Origin of the sequence: Streptomyces sp. NPDC088194 (genome assembly GCF_040702025.1) — a bacterium.
In the GTDB taxonomy this organism is placed as follows: domain Bacteria; phylum Actinomycetota; class Actinomycetes; order Streptomycetales; family Streptomycetaceae; genus Actinacidiphila.
The window spans coordinates 84,418-104,948 of the sequence record NZ_JBFBIV010000025.1 but is presented as its reverse complement, the minus strand read 5'-3'; the positions used below and the strand labels follow the sequence as shown (position 1 = coordinate 104,948).

Annotated in this window: 14 protein-coding genes; 8 read left to right on the top strand and 6 right to left on the bottom strand. The window is 72.0% G+C overall.

Annotated features, from left to right (window positions below; genetic code table 11):
* Positions 1 to 129: 129 nt before the first annotated feature.
* The 4 genes from AB0399_RS16425 to AB0399_RS16410 all read left to right on the top strand — a co-directional run bounded on the left by AB0399_RS16425 (position 130) and on the right by AB0399_RS16410 (position 10,828).
* The gene (locus tag AB0399_RS16425) at positions 130 to 4,119 is read left to right on the top strand and encodes a GH92 family glycosyl hydrolase (protein ID WP_366411761.1); all 3,990 of its coding nucleotides are present in this window, start codon (positions 130 to 132) and stop codon (positions 4,117 to 4,119) included.
* A 172-nt stretch (positions 4,120 to 4,291) separates the two neighbouring features.
* Complete coding sequence (locus AB0399_RS16420; RefSeq protein WP_366411760.1) at positions 4,292 to 5,566, top strand: SpoIIE family protein phosphatase; 1,275 nt, start codon at positions 4,292 to 4,294, stop codon at positions 5,564 to 5,566.
* 164 nt (positions 5,567 to 5,730) lie between these two features.
* Positions 5,731 to 8,493 (top strand): NPCBM/NEW2 domain-containing protein, encoded by a 2,763-nt coding sequence (locus tag AB0399_RS16415; protein WP_366411759.1) that lies wholly within the window; start codon positions 5,731 to 5,733, stop codon positions 8,491 to 8,493.
* Between the two features lie 535 nt (positions 8,494 to 9,028).
* Positions 9,029 to 10,828, top strand: a complete 1,800-nt coding sequence (locus tag AB0399_RS16410; RefSeq protein WP_366411758.1) for an adenylyl cyclase — start codon at positions 9,029 to 9,031, stop codon at positions 10,826 to 10,828.
* Positions 10,829 to 10,914: 86 nt separating this feature from the next.
* Here the strand turns inward: AB0399_RS16410 and AB0399_RS16405 are convergent, their stop codons facing one another.
* The 6 genes from AB0399_RS16405 to AB0399_RS16380 form a co-directional block, all read right to left on the bottom strand.
* Entirely contained in the window at positions 10,915 to 11,211 is a 297-nt protein-coding gene (locus tag AB0399_RS16405) for a hypothetical protein (protein WP_329362107.1), read from the bottom strand.
* Between the two features lie 88 nt (positions 11,212 to 11,299).
* Complete coding sequence (locus AB0399_RS16400; RefSeq protein WP_366411757.1) at positions 11,300 to 12,757, bottom strand: amidase; 1,458 nt, start codon at positions 12,755 to 12,757, stop codon at positions 11,300 to 11,302.
* A gap of 142 nt (positions 12,758 to 12,899) precedes the next feature.
* Positions 12,900 to 13,832, bottom strand: coding sequence for a GntR family transcriptional regulator (locus tag AB0399_RS16395; RefSeq protein WP_366411756.1), 933 nt, complete (start codon positions 13,830 to 13,832; stop codon positions 12,900 to 12,902).
* A 26-nt stretch (positions 13,833 to 13,858) separates the two neighbouring features.
* The gene (locus AB0399_RS16390; protein WP_366411755.1) at positions 13,859 to 15,565 is read right to left on the bottom strand and encodes a hypothetical protein; all 1,707 of its coding nucleotides are present in this window, start codon (positions 15,563 to 15,565) and stop codon (positions 13,859 to 13,861) included.
* Between the two features lie 130 nt (positions 15,566 to 15,695).
* Entirely contained in the window at positions 15,696 to 17,081 is a 1,386-nt protein-coding gene (locus AB0399_RS16385) for an MFS transporter (protein WP_366411754.1), read from the bottom strand.
* A gap of 168 nt (positions 17,082 to 17,249) precedes the next feature.
* On the bottom strand, positions 17,250 to 18,494 hold the full coding sequence (locus AB0399_RS16380; protein WP_366411753.1) for a hypothetical protein: 1,245 nt from the start codon (positions 18,492 to 18,494) through the stop codon (positions 17,250 to 17,252).
* A 165-nt stretch (positions 18,495 to 18,659) separates the two neighbouring features.
* On the opposite strand from AB0399_RS16380, the gene AB0399_RS16375 reads away from it, so the two are divergent.
* The 4 genes from AB0399_RS16375 to AB0399_RS16360 all read left to right on the top strand — a co-directional run bounded on the left by AB0399_RS16375 (position 18,660) and on the right by AB0399_RS16360 (position 20,530).
* The gene (locus AB0399_RS16375; protein ID WP_329362095.1) at positions 18,660 to 19,280 is read left to right on the top strand and encodes an L-threonylcarbamoyladenylate synthase; all 621 of its coding nucleotides are present in this window, start codon (positions 18,660 to 18,662) and stop codon (positions 19,278 to 19,280) included.
* A 184-nt stretch (positions 19,281 to 19,464) separates the two neighbouring features.
* Positions 19,465 to 19,683, top strand: a complete 219-nt coding sequence (locus AB0399_RS16370) for a hypothetical protein (protein WP_366411752.1) — start codon at positions 19,465 to 19,467, stop codon at positions 19,681 to 19,683.
* A gap of 248 nt (positions 19,684 to 19,931) precedes the next feature.
* A complete protein-coding gene (locus tag AB0399_RS16365; RefSeq protein ID WP_366411751.1) occupies positions 19,932 to 20,318 on the top strand; it encodes a hypothetical protein in 387 nt (128 codons plus the stop codon).
* Entirely contained in the window at positions 20,309 to 20,530 is a 222-nt protein-coding gene (locus AB0399_RS16360; RefSeq protein ID WP_366411750.1) for a hypothetical protein, read from the top strand. The genes AB0399_RS16365 and AB0399_RS16360 overlap by 10 nt, the downstream gene beginning before the upstream one ends.
* Position 20,531: the final 1 nt, after the last annotated feature.

Genomic DNA, 20,531 nt, shown 5'->3' with positions numbered 1-20,531 from the left:
CCTGACCGCCGCCTGACCGCCCGTCCGACCGCCGCATACCTGCCGGTGCCCCGCCCGCCCGCGACCCCCGTGCAAGCGGGCGGGGCACCGGTCAGTACCTGGAGCCGTAACCAGAAAGGCAGCACCTCCATGAGAAGTGGCCGATCCCGCCGCACCCTCGCCAGATCACTACTGGCAGCCGCGGTGTCCATGGCCCTGACCGTGCCCGCCGCCGGCCTCGCGCACGCCGCGGGCAGCGGCTCGCACGGTGCGGGCGACACCCCCGCGCCGGCCTTCACCACGTCCTTCGAGTCCGGGCAGCCGCAGCCGACCTGGACCAGCACCTCGGAGACCGACGCCAAGGGCAAGGCGTGGGACTCCGGCGTGACCGCCGGCAACGTGCCGGTGCTGGCCGGCAGCATCAAGGACAAGATCGCCAAGGTCACGGCGAGTTCGGACAACCCGCCCGACGAGACGGCCGGCAAGGCCGCCGACGAGGACCCCAACACCAAGTGGCTGACCTTCGCCACCACCGGCTGGCTGCAGTACGAGCTGTCCGGCGACGTGACCGTCAAGAAGTACGCGCTCACCTCGGCCAACGACAGCCCGGACCGCGACCCGAAGGACTTCGAGCTGCAGGGCTCGGCCGACGGCTCCACCTGGACCACCGTGGACACCGAGAGCGGCCAGAAGTTCGCCAACCGCTTCTCGTCGGACATCTTCGACGTGGCCCACCCCGGCGCCTACCGCTACTACCGGCTCAACGTCACGGCCAACAGCGGCAACACCGGCTCCACCCAGCTCGCCGACCTCATCCTCTCCGACGGCTCCGCCGCCCCGACCCCGGTGGCCGGCATGACCACCGACGTGGGCAGCGGCCCGTCCTCGGGTCCCGACGTCAAGCCGAACGTCGGCTTCACCGGCGCCAAGGCGCTGGAGTACGCCGGCACCCACACCGCGTCCGGCGCGGTGCACGCCTGGAACAAGCTCTACGACGTGCACATCCCGGTCGCGCGTGACACCCAGCTGTCGTACGACATCTTCCCGGAGCTGACCGGCGGGGACCTGAAGTACCCCAGCACGTACGCCTCGATCGACCTGCACTTCACCGACGGCACGTACCTGAGCCAGCTGCGCAGCAGCGCGCAGGACGTGAACGGCGTCGCGCTCACCCCGCGGGCGCAGGGCGACTCGAAGATCCTCTACGCCTCGCAGTGGAACGCGGTCGCCGCGTCCGTCGGCAAGGTCGCCGCGGGCAAGACGATCGACCGCATCCTGCTCGGCTACGACGACCCGGCCGGCAGCGCGGCACAGGGCGCCGCCACCCAGTTCAAGGGCTGGATCGACGACCTGACGATCGGCGCGGCCCCGGCGGCGAACACCTCCAAGAGCTACGTCGACCACGTGGACACCCGGCGCGGCACCAACTCCTCCGGGTCCTTCTCCCGCGGCAACAACCTGCCGCTGACCGCGGTGCCGAACGGCTTCAACTTCTACACCCCGGTCACCGACGCGGGTTCGGACAGCTGGGAGTACAGCTACGCGGCGCAGAACAACGCCGACAACCTGCCCGAGCTGCAGGCGCTCGGCATCAGCCACGAGCCCAGCCCGTGGATGGGTGACCGCGACCTGTTCCAGGTGATGCCCTCCACGGCCACCGGTACCCCGGACCTGGACCGCACCAAGCGGGCGCTGCCCTTCAAGCACTCGGACGAGGTGGCGCAGCCCGACTACTACGGCGTGACGTTCACCAACGGCCTGAAGGCCGAGATCGCGCCCGCCGACCACTCGGCGATCATGCGCTTCACCTTCCCCGGCAACACCGGTGACCTGCTCTTCGACAACATCGACAACAACGGCGGTCTGACCTTCGACGCCGCCAAGGGCACCCTCGACGGCTACGCCGACCACAAGAGCGGGCTGTCCACCGGCGCCAGCCGGATGTACGTGCACGCCGAGTTCGACCGGACGCCCGGCACGGCCACCAAGACCACCGGAGCGGGCCGCGACAACGTCACCGGCTACGCGCAGTTCGACACCTCCGGCAACAAGGTGGTGACCATGCGCATCGCCACCTCGTTCATCAGCGCCGACCAGGCGAAGAAGAACCTGGACCAGGAGATCCCGCAGGGCACCTCCTTCACCTCCGTGAAGGACCGCGCCGCGCAGGCGTGGAACGCCAAGCTCGGCAAGGTCGAGGTGCAGGGCGCCAGCGACGACCAGCTGACCACGCTCTACTCCGACCTGTACCGGATGAACCTCTACCCGAACTCCGCCTCGGAGAACACCGGGACGAACGCGCACCCGGTGTGGAGCTACGCCAGCTCGTTCTCGCCGCAGGGCCCCAGCTCCCCGACGCAGACCGGCGCCAAGGTCGTCCCCGGCCAGGTCTACGTCAACAACGGCTTCTGGGACACCTACCGCACCGAGTGGCCGGCCTACTCGCTGCTGGAGTCCGACACCGCGGGCAAGCTCGCCAACGGCTTCGTGCAGCAGTACAAGGACGGCGGCTGGACCGCCCGCTGGTCCTCGCCCGGCTACGCCGACCTGATGACCGGCACCAGCTCCGACGTCGCCTTCGCCGACGCCTACGCCAAGGGCGTGACCGGCTTCGACGCCAAGGCCGCGTACGAAGCGGCGGTGAAGAACGCCACCACCGTCTCGCCGAACTCCGGCACCGGCCGCAAGGGCATCGACACCTCCGAGTTCACCGGCTACACCAACACCTCGGTGGACGGCAGCGTCTCCTGGTCGCTGGACGGCTACGTCAACGACTACGGCATCGGCACCATGGCGGCGAAGCTCGCCAAGGCCCCCGGCACATCCAAGGCCGACCGCGAGCGCTACCAGGAGGAGTCCGCGTACTTCCTGGCCCGCGCGCAGAACTACACCACGATCTTCAACAAGAACGTGGGCTTCTTCGAGGGCCGCAAGGCCGACGGTTCCTGGCGGGTGGCGGACTCGGACTACGACCCCAAGACCTGGGGCTACGAGTACACCGAGTCCAACGGCTGGAACTACGCCTTCACCGTGCCGCAGGACCCGGCCGGCCTGACCTCGCTGTACGGCGGCCAGAAGAGCATGGAGAAGAAGCTCGACACGTTCTTCGGCACGCAGGAGACCGCCCAGGGCGACACCGGGTCGTACGGCGGCACCATCCACGAGATGATCGAGGCCCGCGACGTCCGCATGGGCGAGCTGGGCATGAGCAACCAGCCCTCCTACGGCATCCCGTACATGTACGACTACGCGGGCGCGCCGGCCAAGACCCAGGCGGCGGTCCGGGAGATCGAGCAGCGGCTGTTCACCGGCAGCTCGATCGGCCAGGGCTACCCCGGTGACGAGGACAACGGCGCCACCTCCACCTGGCAGATCTTCAGCGCGCTGGGCTTCTACCCGCTGCAGACCGGCAGCGGAAACTACGAGATCGGCTCGCCGCTGTTCACCAAGGCGACGATCCACCTCGACAACGGCAAGACCATCACCGTCAACGCGCCGAAGAACAGCCGCAGCAACGTCTACGTGCAGTCGCTGAAGGTCAACGGCAAGCCGTACAACAAGGTCTACCTGACCCAGGACCAGCTCTCCAAGGGCGCCGTGCTGGACTTCACCATGGGCGCCAAGCCGTCCACGTGGGGCACCGGCAGCTCCGCCGTCCAGACCTCGCTGACCCCGGCCGGCGGCACCCCGAAGCCGCTCGCGGACACCACCGGGGCGGGCCTGGGCACCGGTTCGGCGGCCGACGGCACCGACGTGTCCGGCCTGTTCGACAACACCTCCAAGACCGCGGTGACCTTCCCGTCCGCGACGCCGCAGATCACCTACGCCTACCAGGGCAGCGGCAAGTCGGCCGAGCAGAAGGCCACCTTCTACACCCTCACCTCCGGCAGCACCGCCGCCCAGGACCCGAAGAGCTGGCAGCTCCAGGGCTCCGACGACGGCGGGAAGCACTGGAAGACCGTCGACACCCGCAGCGGCCAGACCTTCGACGACCGCCTGCAGACCCGTCCCTTCGAGATCGCCCACCCCGGCGCCTACTCGTCCTACCGCCTGGTGGTGACCGCGAACAACGGCGGCACGTCCACCACGCTGTCCGAGGTGGAACTGCTCGCCACATCCGGCGCGAGCACCCACCACTGATCCGCACCCGCCCGAGGCGACGCCCCCGTCACAACCGTGCCGGGGGCGTCGCCGCGTTCCGCTGTCCGGGCGAGCCGCCCGTGCGCCTGAGCGAGGCGGCCGCGCCGCCGGGGTTGACTGGTGTGCACGGCCGGACCAGGGCGTACGACACGGGTGCAGACAGGGAGGCCGGGTGGTCGCGGTGGCTGGCGGCGAGGGCGCCGAGCTGGACTACGCGGCGCTGTTCGCGGCGATGCCGGTGGCCTGCATCGTGCTCGACCGGCAGCTGACGATCGTCGCGGTCAACGAGGAGTACGTCGCGGCCACCGGCAGGGCAGCGGAGGAACTGCTCGGCTCCGGCTTCTTCGACGCGTACCCGCCCGACCCCGGCGACCCGGCCTCGCACGGCGCCGAGGTCCAGCGCAGGTCGCTGGAGGTCGCGCTCACCTCGGGCCGCACCAACATGCTGCTGATGCACCGCTTCACGGTGGCGCGGCCGGACCGGGCCGGCCGGTTCGACCCCCGCTGGTGGAACGTGGTGAACCGGCCGGTGAAGGGCACCGACGGCCAGGTGGAGCTGATCATCCACCAGGTCGACGACGTCACCGAGTACGTCCGCTCCGAGCGGGGGGACGAGGGCGCGGTGGACGACGGCGGGGCGGACGACACCGCCGACGTCGAGGCGCCGCGCGCGGAACTGTTCACCAGGGCAAAGGAGTTGCGGCAGGCCAACGCCCGCCTCCAGGAGTCCGCGCTGCGCACCCGCGATGTCGCGCTGGCCCTGCAGCGGGCCATGCTCGCCACCCCCGACCTTGCCGCGCACCCCGAGATCGCGGTGCGCTACCTGCCGGCGCTGAAGGGCATGAACGCCTGCGGGGACTGGTACGACGTCGTGGACCTGCCCGACGGGCGGCTGGCGCTGTCCGTCGGCGACGTGGTGGGCCACGGCGTGGACGCCGCCAGCGTCATGGGGATGCTGCGCAGCGCGCTGAGCGCCGCGATCCGCGTCGCCGACGGCCCCAACGGCGCCCTGGAGACGCTGGGCCTGTACGCGCGCTCCCACGACGGCGCGATGGCCACCACCACGTTCACCTGCCAGCTCTTCCCGCACAGCCGGCTGGTGATGTACAGCAACGCCGGCCACCCGCCGCCGGTGCTCATGCACGCCGACGGCAGCCACGACCTGCTGGACCAGGCCACCGACCCGCCGCTGGGGGCGCGCCTGGAGCATGTGCCGCGGCCGCAGGCCACCGCGGAGTACCGGGCGGGCGACACCCTGGTGCTCTACACCGACGGCCTGATCGAGCGGCGCGGCGAGGACATCTACACGGGCGTGGGCCGCCTGATCGACGCCATCCGCGAGCTGCGCGCGCTCTCCCCGGACGAGCTGGCCGACGGCCTGCTCCCGGCCATGACCGACCCCTCCGGCCAGCAGGACGACATCTCCCTGCTCGTCATCCGGCTTTGACGGGTCCTGTTCGCCCGGTGAGGTTTTTACCCGGGCGGTGGCACCGGGGATGTTTGATTGTGTTTCTTTGTTCGCGCTGTTGACCGAATATTCAACAGGTAGGGACACTTGGCGCCATCCTCCTCTAGTGAAGGGCGTCAGCCATGCCCCGAGTGATGACTCGTGTGTGGAGACTTACCCCGCTGTGGGTGCTGGCCTTGCTGGCCGCGCTGCTGGCCGCGAGCACGGCGCCGGCCCACGCGGACCCCGACACGTCGATCAGCGTGGACGGCGGCCAGAGCGGCCGGACGTTCGACGGGATCGGCGCGATCAGCGGTGGCGGTGGCAACTCCCGCCTGCTGACGGACTATCCGGCCGCCCAGCAGAAGCAGATCCTCGACTACATGTTCAAGCCGGGCTACGGCGCGAACCTCCAGTTGCTGAAGTTGGAGATCGGTGGCGACGCCAACTCCACGGACGGCTCGGAGCCGTCGATCGAGCACACCAAGGGCGCGGTCAACTGCGACGCGGGCTACGAGTTCTGGCTCGCCGAGCAGGCGGTCAAGCGCAACCCGGACATCGGCCTGTACGGCCTGGCGTGGGCCGCGCCCGGGTGGATCAACGGCGGCTTCTGGTCGACCGACACCATCAACTACCTGATCTCGTGGCTGGGTTGCGCCAAGAGCCACGGCCTGGACATCAAGTACCTCGGCGGCTGGAACGAGCGCGGCCACGACGCGGACTGGTACGTCCAGCTCCGCAAGGCCCTTGACAACGCCGGCTACTCCAAGGTGCAGATCGTGGCCGACGACAGCGGCTGGGACGTCGCCGACGACATGGCCAAGGACCCCGACTTCAACAACGCGGTCTCTATCATCGGTGCCCACTATCCCTGCCAGGGGGACGGCGGACCCGCCGACAGCTGCTCCAGCACGAAGACCGCGAAGGACAACGGCAAGCCGCTGTGGGCCAGCGAGAACGGCTCGCAGGACATGAACACCGGCGCGCCCGCGCTGATCCGCTCCATCACCCGCGGCTACGTCGACGCCAAGATGACCAGCTACTTCAACTGGCCGCTGATCGCCGCGATCTACCCCAACCTGCCGTACTCCACGGTGGGCCTGGCCACCGCCGGCTCGCCCTGGTCGGGCAACTACGGCATCGGCGAGAACACCTGGGCCACCGCGCAGGTCACCCAGTTCGCCCAGCCCGGCTGGAAGTTCATCGACGCGGGGTCGGGCTACCTCGGCGGCTCGGAGTCGAACGGCAGCTACGTGACGCTCAAGTCGCCGAACGGCAAGGACTATTCGACGGTGCTGGAGACCACCACCGCCACCGCCGCGCAGACCGCGCACTTCACCGTCAAGGGCGGCCTGTCCACGGGCACCGCGCACGTGTGGGCCACCGACGTCGACCAGCCCAGCGCGGCGACGGACTTCGTGCACACCCAGGACATCACCCCGTCGGCCGACGGCACGTACGCGCTGACGATGAAGCCCGGCTACATCTACACGGTCACCACGACCACGGGGCAGGGCAAGGGCACCGCCACCGCCCCGGCCGCGCACGCGCTGAAGCTGCCTTACTCCGACAGCTTTGACAACGATGTCGCGGGCACCGAGGCGAAGTACGTCTCCGACATGCAGGGTTCGTTCGAGGTGCAGAAGTGCGCCGCCGGCCGGCGGGGGATGTGCCTGCAGCAGATGGCGCCGGTCAAGCCGATCGAATGGCAGGACGACTCGGACGCGTTCACCCTGGTCGGCGACCCGACCTGGACGGACTACTCGCTCCAGTCCGACGTCGAACTGGCCAAGCCCGGCACGGTCGAGCTGATCGGGCGCGCGGGCACCCAGAACCGCCCGCAGTCCCACCAGCAGGGCTACTACTTCCAGATCAGCGACACCGGTGCCTGGACGATCCTGAAGAGCGACGCGGACGGCAACCGCACGGTGCTGAGCAGGTCCGCGACGACCCCGCTCGGCACCGGCAAGTGGCACCGGCTCGGGCTCTCCTTCAGCGGCTCGGCGATCACCGCGTCCGTGGACGGCAAGCAGGTCGGCGTGGCCCACGACAGCAGCTACACCGCGGGCCAGGGCGGGCTCGGCCTCACGTCGTACGACACCGACCAGTTCGACAACCTGTCCTTCCAGAAGACCGGTGGCGACAAGGCCACCGCGGCGCTGGCGGTCACCCCTTCGGCCAAGAGCGTGCAGCGCGGCAAGACCCTGACGGTGTCCGCCACCGTGTCGGTGCCGGCCCGCGCGAAGACCGCCGAGGGCGTCAACGTCTCCCTCTCCGCGCCCGGGTTCACCTTCGACGCCCAGCCGGAGGTGTTCGGGGCGATCCGGCCCGGGCAGAGCGCCACCGCCGTCTGGCAGTTGACGGCGCCGACGGACAAGGCGTCGACCGCGACCGTCAGCGCCACCGCGACCTTCGCGCAGGGCGAGGTCGCGCAGTGGCTGCGGCAGGACGCGCAGGTGGCCGTCACCAACCCGCCGCCGCCGACCGGGGTGAACGACGTGAGCGACCTCGACTTCGTCTCGTCCACGAACGGTTGGGGCCCGGTGGAGCGCGACGAGTCGGTGGGCGGCACCAACGCCGGTGACGGCACCCCGATCACGCTCGGCGGCACGGTGTACCCGAAGGGCCTGGGCACCAACTCGATCAGCGACGTGACGATCTATCTCGGCGGCAACTGCTCGAAGTTCACCGCCACGGTCGGCAACGACGACGATGCGGGGACGTCCGGCAGCGACACGTTCAGCGTGCTCGGCGACGGCAAGACGCTGACGGCCACGGGCACCATCAAGGGCGGTGACCCGGCGCAGAAGATCAGCGCCGATCTGACCGGCGTGCAGACCCTCGACCTCGTGGTGGGCGACGCCGGCGACGGCAATGCCTACGACCACGGGGACTGGGCGGCGCCCGTCGTCACCTGCTCCGGCTGAGCGCCCGCGCGCAAGGCGATGCCGGGTGACCCCGGCAACCCGGTCCGGCCGTGCCCACGCGCGGCCGGACCGTCGCGCGTGGCGCGGGCGGACGGTTGGGCGTGGCGTGGATGGGCGGTTGGGCTCGGCGCGGGCGGACGGTTGCGTGTGGCGTGGATGGGCGGTTGGGCTCGGCGCGGGCGGACGGTTGCGTTCGGCGCCGCGGGCCCTTCGCCCGCCATGTTGCCGCCGCCCGGCGACGCCTCCAACTGCCGCGCTGCCGCCGTACCGTGCGGCCTCCCCCCCGCCGTGCCGGCGCCACTCCTTCACCCGCTGCCCCAGCCGCCCCAGCCGGGTGTCACTGCCGCCGCAGCGGCCTCTCCCTCGCGCCTCCCAGCCGGTCGAGTTATGACCGTCCGCTTTATTGACGCTGCATAAGCGCGATGATTCACTTCGTCCCTGAGAGCGCTCTCACGCGGTTCAGGGCCAGCCGCAGTTCTCCTCCCCATCCACCACTTCAGGGAGAGCCGTGTCCGTCATTCCCACGCGCCGTGCCATGCTCCGCGGAGCGGCCGTCGCCGCCGCGGTGCCGCTGGTCGGCGGCATCGCCACCGGTTCAGCCTTCGCCTCGCAGCCCGGCCACGCGAACCCCGGTCACCCGCAGCCCGGTCACGGGGGCGGCGCCGACCTGGGACCGAACGTCCTGGTCTTCGAGCCGTCCATGGGCGACGCGGCGATCCAGGCGAAGCTCGACGCCGTGTTCGCCACCCAGCAGTCCAACCAGTTCGGCACCGAGCGGTACGCCCTGGCCTTCATGCCCGGCAGCTACAACGTCGACGTCAACGTGGGCTTCTACACCCACGTGCTCGGCCTGGGCGACAGCCCGGACGACGTGGTGATCAACGGCCATGTCACCGTCGACGCGCAGTGGTTGGACGGCAACGGCACGCAGAACTTCTGGCGGGCCGCGGAGAACCTGAGCATCGCCCCGCCGGACGGCCTGGAGCGCTGGGCGGTCGCCCAGGCGGGCCCGATGCGCCGTGTCCACGTGAAGGGCGACATGACCCTGTGGCCGAGCCCGCCCGGCAACCAGTGGTCCAGCGGGGGATTCCTCGCCGACAGCGTGGTGGACGGCCAGGTGGACTCCGGCTCGCAGCAGCAGTGGCTGTCGCGCAACGACACCTTCGGCAGCTGGACCGGCTCCAACTGGAACATGGTCTTCGTCGGCACCCAGGGCGCCCCCGCGCAGTCCTTCCCCACGCCGCCCTACACCACCGTCGACCGGACCCCGACCGTACGGGAGAAGCCTTTCCTGACCGCGGACCGGCACGGCGGCTACCAGGTCTTCGTGCCCGCGCTGCGCCGCGACAGCGCCGGCACCACCTGGGCCCACGGCCGGGCCAAGGGCCGCGGCATCCCGCTGTCGGACTTCCACGTGGCCAAGCCCGGCGACTCCGCCGCGGACCTCAACCGGGCCCTGGCGCGGGGCCGGCACCTGCTGCTGACCCCCGGCGTCTACCAGGTGTCCGCGCCGCTGCGGGTGAACCGCCCCGGCACCGTCGTCCTGGGCCTCGGCCTGGCCACGCTCCAGGCCACCCACGGCAACTCCCTGGTGGAGGTCGCCGACGTCGGCGGTGTCACCGTCGCCGGGGTGCTCCTGGAGGCGGCCTCGGCGCACTCCCCGGTGCTGCTGCGGGTCGGCCACGGCCGCAGCCGGATCAGGCACTCCGCGGACCCCACCGCGCTCTTCGACGTCTACGCCCGGATCGGCGGCTCTCTGCCCGGCGGCGCGGGGGTCAGCGTCCAGCTCGACAGCAACGACGTGATCTGCGACAACCTCTGGCTCTGGCGCGCCGACCACGGCCTGGACGGCACCGTCGGCTGGTCGGTCAACCCGGCCGACACCGGCTTCCTCGTCAACGGCGAGCACGTCACCGCCTACGCCCTGGCGGTGGAGCACTACCAGAAGTACGAAGTGGTCTGGAACGGCAACCACGGCCGTACGTACTTCTTCCAGAACGAGCACCCGTACGACGTGCCCACCCAGTCGGCCTGGGTGCACGGCGGTACCAACGGGTACGCCGCCTACAAGGTCGCGGACTCCGTCACCGACCACCTCGCCTGGGGACTGGGGAGCTACTGCTTCTTCAACCTGGAGGCGAACATCTACACCGACCGCGCCTACGAGGTCCCCGACACCCCCGGCGTGGTCTTCACCGACCTGATGACCGTCTGCCTCAACGACGCGGCCGGCGGCGGCATCCTGCACTGCATCAACAGCAGCGGTGACCCGGTCGAGAACGGCTTCGGCACGTACAACATGAAGCGGTACGCGAACGGCGTCGCGACCGTCTGACCGTCGCGACCGCCCCGCGTGGCAGGCCTCCGGTGCGGACCGGGCAGACCCGGTCCGCACCGGCGGCCGTCGGCGTGGGGGAGCGGTCAGCCGGCCGCCGGCCGCGCCCACTCCTCGATGGTGGCGCCGGCCCGGAAGCGCAGTGCGGGGTCGGCGTAGCGGGCGGCCGGCACCGCGTAGAGCGCGTCCACGTCGGCGCGGCGCCGCGGGTACTGCGCGGTGAGGAGGGCGAGTTCGCCCGCGTCGGCGGGCAACGAGGCGGCGGCGAGCAGGAGTCGGGTGGTCGTCTCGTCGGCGCCGGCGTCCTGCGGACCGGTCTGCTGCGAGCCGGGAACGTCCGAACCGGCGTGCGGTGTCGCGCTGTTGGGCGATGCGTCGTTCATGGCGGGGGTCCTTCCGAGGGTGCGGCGCGGGCGCGCCGGGTGCGGGTCGGGGCTGGGCGGTGCGGGCGATGCGGGCGATGCCGTGCGGTCAGCCCGGGTACGGTGCCGCGCCGGCCGGCACCCGCAGGTGCCAGTCGGTGGACTGCTGGAAGGCGTCGGCGGCCCGCAGCAGCACCGCCTCGCCGAAGGCGGGTCCGGCGAGTTGCAGGGACAGCGGCAGCCCGGCGGCGGTGAAGCCCATCGGCAGCGCGATGACGGGGTTGCCGACGCTGTCCCAGTACGGCGTGTGGATGAAGCGGAAGAGCGCCTCCACGTCGAGCCGGCCCTCGGCGTCGACCACCGACTCGTAGGCCGGCGCGCCGACCGAGATGGTCGGGCAGGCGATGACGTCGACCTCGCGGAAGAGCCGGGCCAGAGCGTCCTGGGCGACCCGGCGCACCCGCTGGGCCTGGACGTAGTCGGCACCGGAGACCAGCGCGCCCAGCGCGATGGTGGCGCGGGTGGAGCGGAAGTAGTCGCCCCAGCGGTCGGACAGGTCGGTGCGGTGGTAGGCGAGCGCCTCGCAGGACATGGTGACCATGTCGGCGGTGATCATCTCCGACCAGTACGGCAGCACCGTCTCGACGACGGTCGCGCCGCGCTCGGCCAGCACCGCGGCCGCCGCCTCGAAGGCGGGTTCCACCGCCGGGTCGCTGCCTTCGGGGAAGTGGTGCTCGCGCACCAGGCCGATCCGCAGGCCGGTGAGGTCGCCGGTCAGGGCGGGAGCGGTGAACGGCGCGTCCACGCAGTCCGGGTCGCTGGCGTCCGGGCCGGCCAGCACTTCGAGCACCGCCGCGCAGTCGCGGGCGCTGCGGGCCAGCGGGCCGATGTGGTCGAGGCTGTAACCCAGCGGCACGCAGCCGGACTTGGGCACCCGGCCGAAGGTCGGCATCAGCCCGGTCACCCCGCAGAAGGCGGCCGGGATGCGGATGCTGCCGGCCGTGTCGGTGCCGAGCCCGGCCAGGAACAGCCCGCCGGCCACCCCGGTGCCGGTGCCGGAGCTGGACCCGCCCGGCCAGGTCGCGGTGTCCCACGGGTTGCGCGGCACCGGGAACGGCTTGTCGGTGTCCGGCATGCCGCAGGCGAACTCCATGGTGGAGGTCTTGCCGGTGATCACCGCGCCGGCCGCCTTCAGCCGGGCGACCACGGGCGCGTCCTTGTCCGCACCCCACCGGCGGTCCAGGATCAGGCTCTGCGCGGTGGTCGGGCCCTCCGCCATCGCCAGGATGTCCTTCACGCCGAACGGGATGCCGTGCAGCGGGCCGCGGTCCAGGCCGTCGGCCAGCTCCCGGTCGGCGCGCTCGGCGGTGGCCAGCGCGTAGGCGTCGAGCCGGTGCAGGTACGTTCCGGTCGCCGCGTCCAGCCGGTCGGCGGCGGCCAGCGCGGCCCGGGTGAGGGCGGTCGAGGTCACGGTGCCCTCGCGCAGCGCCCTTGCCGCGTCGGTGAGCGTCACCGGCAGGGCGGTGGCGGCGGTGGTCGTGGCTGTTGTGGTGGTCGTGGTGGTCATGGTGGCAGCTCCAAAGTGCTTGGCGGGAAGGGGAGTTGGCGGCGGCGCGACCGGGCGCGGCCGCGTGCTGGGGCGGCCGCGTGGTGGGGCGGTGAGGTGCTGGAACGGCGGGGTGCCGGAACGGCGCGGCGCGGTGCGGCGCTCAGGCGCCGGCCGGCGGCGGGATGTCCACCACGGCCCTGGACATGAACCGCATCCGGTCGCTGCGGGTGTAGATGAACGCCACGTCGAACGGCCGCCCGTCCGGGTCGTAGATGACCTGTTCCATCGCGAGCAGTGGTGCTCCCGGGCGCAGGCCCAGCATGTCGGCGGTGAGCGGGTCGGCCAGTTCGGAGCCGATCACGAACTCCGACTGCCCGAAGGCCGCGCCGGCCGCCGCCATCAGGGCGTACCAGTCCGAGACGAACGGGCTGTCGCCCAGCCGCTCCGCCTCGGGGTAGAGGGCGTAGTTGGTGGCGACGAGCAGCGGTTCCTCGTCGAGCAGGCCGACGTACTCCAGGCGCAGGCAGGGGGTGCCGAGCGGGACGCCGAGGCGTTCGGCGACCGTGCCGGGCACCGGAATCCGGCTGCGGTCCAGCACCCGCGGGCGCATCCGCCGGTCGAAGAGGCCGTTGGCGGTGGGCCGTACCGCGCCGTGCGCCTCGGCCAGGCCGGTGGTCACGGTGGCGGTCACCACGTGGGTGCCGACGCCCTGGGTGCGCTCGATCAGACCGTCGGCGCGCAGCATGGCCAGCGCCTCCCGGACGGTGGCCCGGGACATCCCGTGGCCGGCCATCAGCTCGGACTCGTGCGGGAGCAGGCCGCCGGGGTAGCCGTCGCGCTGGATGGTGGTCCTGATCATGTCCCGCAGCCGGCGCACCTCGTGGACGCGCGCGGTCTCGCGGCGGCCGGGGGAAGGCGGTACGGGTCTCATCCGGTGCCATGCTGGCCGCATCCGGTTGCCGCCGGGTTTCCGGTCCCGCACGAGCGCGTTGCGCTCGGCGGGCGCCGCGGCCGGCGGGTGCGGCGCGCGGTCCGGTTCCAGCGTCGGCTCCAGCGCCGGTTCCGCGTCCGGCTCCGGCTCCGTCTCCGGCATACGTTCCGCGGTCGCGGCCGGCGCCCTCACGCCTGGGCCTCCTCGACGGCAGCCTTGCCACCGGCGTGCGCGCCCACCGCGGCCGGATCGTCGCCACCGCGGGCGACCAGGACGGGCATCGCCGGCATGCCGAGCATCGTGGCGCCGGCCGGCGGCCGCCAGGCGTTCGGCTTGCAGCGGTCGTGGCAGGCGCCTTCGGTCGAGCAGCACAGCGAGCAGATCGTGCCGCGGTGGAAGGGGCAGGTCGCCAGGTCGGACACGTCGTAGTCACCGCCGCACACCGCGCACGGCAACTCCTCCGCGCCCGCGGGGAGTTCGCTGAGCCGGGCGATGTACCAGCGGCCCCGGGTCGCGGCGGCGATCAACGGCGGCAGCACCAGCGCCAGACCGACGGACAGGAACGGCGCCAGCGCCGCCGCGGTCGGGCCGAACACCTTGTAGGAGGCGGTCATCGACACCGCCGCGGCGATCAGCATCGAGCCGAAGCCCACCGGGTTGACGTTGTACAGGTGCGCCCGGTGGAAGACGAGCTGCGGCGGACTCAGCCGCAGCCAGCGCTTGTTGATCACCAGGTCGCTGAACATCGCGGTGATCCAGGCGACGCCGATGTTGGCGTACCAGGTCAGCACCGTGACGATGTGGTGGAAGATGTCCAGCTCCATCAGCACCAGCGCCAGGCCGACCTGGAGGAAGACCCAGGCGGCGCGGCCGGGGTGGCGGTGCAGCAGCCGGGAGAAGAAGTTCGACCAGGACAGCGAACCCGAGTAGGTGTTCATGATGTTGATCTTGAGCTGGGAGAGCAGCACCAGGCTGCCGGCCAGCACCAGCGCCGAGGTGTGGCCGCCGGTCACCCGCTCGAAGACCACCGTGAACAGGTCCACCGGCACCGCGACCACGCTCGCGTCGGCCTTGGTGCCGGCGTAGCCGACCAGCAGAGTGGAGGCGAAGAAGATGGCCACCGCGAACAGCGACATGCCCGGTCCGCCGAAGATCACCGCGAGCCGCCAGCCGCGCTCCCGGCCCGGCTCCGGGTCCTTCATCAGCCGCAGGTAGTCGCCCTGTTCACCGATCTGGGTGGCCAGTGACAGCTGTGCGGCCGCGATGGTGAAGACCGCCAGCACGCCGATCCCGGCCGCCCCCGACGCCGACACGGTGGCCGGCGAGGTCATGTGGTGCCCGGCGTCCGGCGAGGTGATCGCCGCCCCCACCGCCAGGCCGATCAGCGCCACCCACAACGGCCAGGTCCACGCCTGGAACCTGGAGCTGAACGTCATCCCGTACAGCGTCAGCGGGATCATCACCGCGGCCACGAGCACGTACGACAGGTGGATGTCGAGGTGGGTCAGCGCGGTGACCGCCTGCGCCATGATGGCGCCCTCGTAGGCGAGGAAGATCAGCGTGTACGTCGCGTACACCAGCGAGGTGAGGGTCGAGCCGAGGTAGCCGAAGCCCGAACCGCGGGTCAGCAGGTCGATGTCCACGTGCTTGCGGGCGATGGCGAAGGCGAGCACCAAGGTCAGCGGCACCGTCACCGCCGCGGCCACCAGGAAGCCGACCAGCGCGTTGCCGAAGCCGTACGCGTCGACGAAGGCCGCGTCCAGGGCGTACCCCGCCATGGCCGAGATGCCCACCAGGCAGGACAGGAACACCATCCACGGCGACCACTTGCGGAAGGCCGCGGGGGTGAAACGTAGCGAGTAGTCTTCCATCTCCGGGTTGTCGGCCAGGCCCATACCCACCATCTCCTTCGTAGCGGAGCCGTCGCAGGCGGCTTGGCCGGGAAGCTATGAATGGTGTGTTTCGTGTGGATGCCGCGCCGCTTTACGCCTCGCTACGCCGCCCGCCGGGCCGCGCCCACCCCGGTTACCTGCGCTGATCGGCCGGACCCGGGGCCGGAACGCCGGTCCCGGCCGCCATGCGCCGCCCGCCGGCCGGCCGCGGCGGCTGTTTCGGGCCAGGCCGCTCCGGCGGGAGCAGGGTGTCCAGCCGGCGTGCGGAGCAGCGGCGTTGGGCCAGCGACACGCCGGCCACCGCGGTCCCCAGCACCAGCCAGCCGGCCGGACCGGCGACCATCACCGCGCCGGTGAGCACCACCGGGCCGGCCGACCGCGCCACGCCCTGCGAGACCCCGGCGACCCCGAGGTAGGCCGCCTGCGACCGGGCCGGCGCCATGGAGACCGACAGCTCCCACGAACTCACCGCCCGCATCATCTCCGCGCCGGTCACCGCCACCGCCGCGGCCAGCAGCAGCACCGAGGCGGTGACCGGGCCCCCGCCGGCCGACAGCGCCACCAGGACGCAGCAGGCGAGCAGGGCGCCGCCGTACGCCACCACCGCCCCCAGCGCGCGGCGCGGGCCGTCGATCCGGGCGGACACCGGCATCTGGCAGCCGACGACCAGGATGTTGTTGACGATCAGGAACGCGGGCACCACGGTGTGCGGCGCGCTGGTGTGGTTCACCAGCCACAGCGGCAGGCCGACGTTGAGGATCGCGTCGTCGATGTTCAGGGGTGTGTCGAGCAGGACGAACAGCAGGTAGCCGGGGTCGCGCCAGGGGCTCGTGCCGGGTGCCGGCCCACCGGCGCCGCCGTGCTCCCGCGCGGGTGCCTCGTACGACCGGCGCGACTCGCGGGTGCGCGCGACCAGCGCGCCGGCGAGCAGGAAGGACAGCGCGTTGCCGAGTACCAGGGCGGTGTACGCGCCGCGGGTGCCCACCGCGAGTCCGAGGGCGGCGACGCCCGCGCCCACGCCGTAGCCGGCGTTCATCATGACGCGCGACAGGGCCCGGTACCGGGTGCGCTCCGGCCCCGCGGCGCGGGTGGCGAAGAGCGTCTCCCACGTCTTCGCCGCGCGGTCGGCGACGCAGATGACGGCGACCACGGGCAGCAGCGTGCCGAAGTCGCCGCAGACCAGCAGCAGGACGACGGCCGCCATCCGCAGCAGGTGGGACCCGAGCAGCAGGGGGCGGAGCGGGAACCGACCGGCGAGCCGGCCGGCCAGCGGGGACCCGGCGATGCCGGTCGCGCCGGCCACGCCCAGCAGCAGCCCGACCTGCCGGGCGTCGAGCCCGGTCACGAAGGTGAAGTAGAGCACCGAGACCGCGGACCACATGCCGGAGCCGGTGCGGTCCAGCAGCAGGGCGAAGAGCATCGTCCGCGCGTCTCGGCCACCCGGCGGGTTCCGTACCTGCGCGATCAGGCTGCCGTGCCGTTGTTCCCGGACCGGCCGGCCGGTTCCCCCGCCGCGCATGTGCCCGCCCCCTTCGTCGCGAATGTCTCTCGATATCGAGAGACCACGTGAGTCTGCCCCGGGATATTGCTTGACGTCAAGATACTTGACGTCGACACATGTACGGGGTGGGGTGGGTGGGGCGAGTGCGGCGGATGGCGCGGGTGTCCCGGACGGTGCGGCCGAGGGCTACGGCAGGTCCTGCGCGTCGGCCGCGCCGCCGCCCGGGTTGCCGCTGGCGGAGGGGGAGGGGGACGCCGACGGGGCGGACGGGGAGGGCCGGGCGGACCCGCCCGTGCCGGCGCCGCCCGTACCCGTGCCGCCGCTGGTCCCCGCGCCGCCGCCCGTGTTCGCGCCGCCGCCCGTTCCGGTTCCGGTGCTCGGCGTCCGGGAGGGGGTGGGGGAGGTGGGCGCGGTGCCGCCGGTGCTCGGACGGGTGCCGGACGGCGTGGGGTCGCCCCCGTCCCGCGTGCCGGTGGAGGGGTCGCCGGAAGGGCTCTCCGTGGTCCCGGGGGACGGGGTCTTCCTGGAGTGCGACGAGTTGCCGCCGGTGAAGGCGTTGCCGATGGTCGTGCCGCTGCCGTGGCCGCTGATGTTCTGGCCCGACGCGAGTTCGCACACCGTGATGCCGCCCATGGTCAGGCCGAACGCGAGCGCCACCGCCGCCGCCGGCCGCTTCCAGCGCAGCCCGCGGGCGCGGTGCACGGTGCCCTCGGAGTAGCCGGTGCTCTCGGGATCGATCTGTGCGGTGGGCGTGGTGTACGAGGTGTACGCGGTGTACGCGGTGGGGCCCGCGAAGGTGCCGGTGGCCTCCAGGGGGAACGGGCTCGTCGCGTCGGCCGCCGGCTCCGCCTCCGGTTCCACCGTCGTGTCCATCACGGGACCGATCGCGGTGGGAGCGGCGGGCGCGGGGGGTTCCACGGCGGTGAACGTACGCGCGGCGGCCGTGCCCGTATCGGCGGCCGTACACGAGGTGGCCGGGCGCGTCGCCGCAGCCGCCGTCTCGGTCGCCGAGCGGAGGAGCTTCGGTTTGACCTGCGTCGCTGCCCCGTGGACGTGCCCGGCCACCTCGTGTACGTGCCGGCCGGTGCGGTGGAAGACGTGCTGGAGGAGCGAGCCGCCGCAGGTGCCCAGCACGCTGACCACTCCGGCGCCCATGATCGTCCCGTACACGCCGAGGTTGGACGCGAGCTTGGCGGCCACGACCGCGGCGACGGCGCTCCCCGCCACCTGCGGCACGCTCAGGTCGAGGCGCCGGCCCTTCCCCGGGCTCCGGTCCGCCTCCGCGCCTTGCTCCGCCTCCGCGCTTCGCTCCGCCTCCGCGTGCGGGCCCTTCCCCGGGTGCTTGCCCAGGTCGGGGCGCTCGGCCTGTTCCACCTGCTCGCCCTGCTCCGGGGGCCCGTCGCCGACCCGTCCCGCTCCCATGTCAGACACTGCCCACCTCTCACGGTCAACCGCAAGAACAGACGGACAGCTGATGGCATAAAGTTCCTTTTGCGCTCTTTTCGTGAACTACGCCACTCCGTGCCGCCCGTACCCCCGCCGACGCGCCTGACCTGGGCGGACAGCAAAGCGCAAGCGGGGTACTACGCTTGGCCGATGGCGCGATACCTCGACGTACATCCTGAGAATCCCCAGCCGCGCATCATCAGCGGAGTGGCCGACAGCATCCGGTCCGGCGCGCTCGTCGCCTACCCGACGGACTCCTGCTACGCCCTCGGCTGCCGGCTGGGCAACCGCGACGGGATCGACCGCATCCGGTCCATCCGCAACCTCGACGACCGGCACCACTTCACCCTGATGTGCCAGAACTTCGCGCAGCTCGGCCAGCTCGTGCAGATCGACAACGACGTGTTCCGGGCGATCAAGGCGGCGACCCCGGGCAGCTACACCTTCATCCTCCCGGCCACCCGCGAAGTGCCCCGGCAGCTGCTGCACGCCAAGAAGAAGACCGTCGGCGTCCGCATCCCCGACCACGTCGTCACCCAGGCGCTCCTCGCCGAACTCGGCGAACCCCTCGTCTCCAGCACCCTCCTGCTGCCCGACGAGGGCGAGCCGATGACCCAGGGCTGGGAGATCAAGGAACGGCTCGACCACGTCGTCGACTCCGTGGTCGACTCCGGCGACTGCGGCACCGAGCCCACCACCGTCGTGGACTTCTCCAGCGGCGCGAGCGAAATCCTCCGCCACGGCGCCGGCGACCCCACCCGCTTCGAGTAGGAGCCCGCCCGGCCCGCATACGTCTGCCGGGGCGCCGGCGCCCGTGCGTGCCGGGAGTCCATGGCCCGGCGGTGTCGGAATAGGTCACCCTGGTGGTCGGGTGCCGGGTGCCGGGTGCCGGGTGTCGGGGGGAGGCGGCGTGGTGCGTCTTGCGAACGTGGGTCGGTCGCTGTTGATGGCTGCCGTGACGGTTGCCGCGGATGACCGGGCGGAGGGCATGCACGGGCGCGGCCTCGCGTACGCCGGGGTGTCCTCGTTCCTGGGCGGTCTGCTGGTGTTCCAGGGCGGCGACTGGTGGAGCGAGCGCCGGAAGCGCGACCCCTCGGACCCGGTGCCACCGATCCCTCACGGCGGCGGGACGTCCGGGGATCACGGCGCCGGCGACCCCACGCGCTTCGAGTAGGAGCCCGGCTGGGGGCGGGGTTTTGTCCATCCCGTTCGGGGTTTCGGCCGCAGGGTGCGGGTGTGCGGGCCACGGCAGGGTTGAACTCGTCGAAGGAACGCGGGGAACCCACTGTTCCGGGCCGCACGGCCCGCGACCGTAGCTGTGGGGGAGACCCTCATGGCCGCACGATTCCCGTCGTCAACGAAGCGCCGGCGTACGGCGATCGCCGTGGGGGTGACCGCGGCGCTGACCGGGGTGCTCGCCGGGTGCGGGCACTCCGGGACGGGATGGGTGCCGGCGACGCGGTGCCGGGTCCGGGGAAGGTGCGGAGCGCGGTCTCGGATCTGGAGGCCGGGCTCACCGATCTGGGGGCCACCCATGGCGTGATCCTGGTGGCGCGTTCGGAGGCGGCGGAGATCGCCACGTATGCCACCCGGCGGCACCCGGGGCAGTGCGCGGGGGCCGTGCTGGTGGACGCGAGCGTGCCGCGGTTCTCCGCGGACGCCGAGGTGGTCCGGGTCGCGGCGGCCACGCAGGCGCAGGTCGACGTGTTGAAGGGCAAGCCCGTGACGAAGGGGGACCGTCAACTGCCGGCGGTCGCCGCCGATTACGTGGCGGACCAGCACGCGTACCACCGGACCGCGTGGCGGTGAGCGTGCCCGCCACCGTGATCGGCTCCGAGCGGACGCCGTTCCCGACGTCGCCGCCCGACGCGCGGGCGTGGCGTGCCGCGCAGGCCGCGTTCGCGAAGGAGGCGCCCAACCGGCGTCTGGTCACGGCCGCGCACAGCTCGCACGACATCCCCGTCGACCGTCCCGACATCGTCGAGGCGCAGAACGAAGCCATGGTGACGGCCACCCGCTGAC

Bases quoted from the DNA above. Each gene is read 5' to 3' on its own strand.
- AB0399_RS16425 (WP_366411761.1), top strand. From the start codon at position 130: ATGAGAAGTGGCCGATCCCGCCGCACCCTCGCCAGATCACTACTGGCA.
- AB0399_RS16410 (WP_366411758.1), top strand. From the start codon at position 9,029: ATGCTCCGCGGAGCGGCCGTCGCCGCCGCGGTGCCGCTGGTCGGCGGC.
- AB0399_RS16405 (WP_329362107.1), bottom strand. From the start codon at position 11,211: ATGAACGACGCATCGCCCAACAGCGCGACACCGCACGCCGGTTCGGAC.
- AB0399_RS16400 (WP_366411757.1), bottom strand. From the start codon at position 12,757: ATGACCACCACGACCACCACAACAGCCACGACCACCGCCGCCACCGCC.
- AB0399_RS16395 (WP_366411756.1), bottom strand. From the start codon at position 13,832: ATGCCGGAGACGGAGCCGGAGCCGGACGCGGAACCGGCGCTGGAGCCG.
- AB0399_RS16390 (WP_366411755.1), bottom strand. From the start codon at position 15,565: ATGGGCCTGGCCGACAACCCGGAGATGGAAGACTACTCGCTACGTTTC.
- AB0399_RS16385 (WP_366411754.1), bottom strand. From the start codon at position 17,081: ATGCGCGGCGGGGGAACCGGCCGGCCGGTCCGGGAACAACGGCACGGC.
- AB0399_RS16375 (WP_329362095.1), top strand. From the start codon at position 18,660: ATGGCGCGATACCTCGACGTACATCCTGAGAATCCCCAGCCGCGCATC.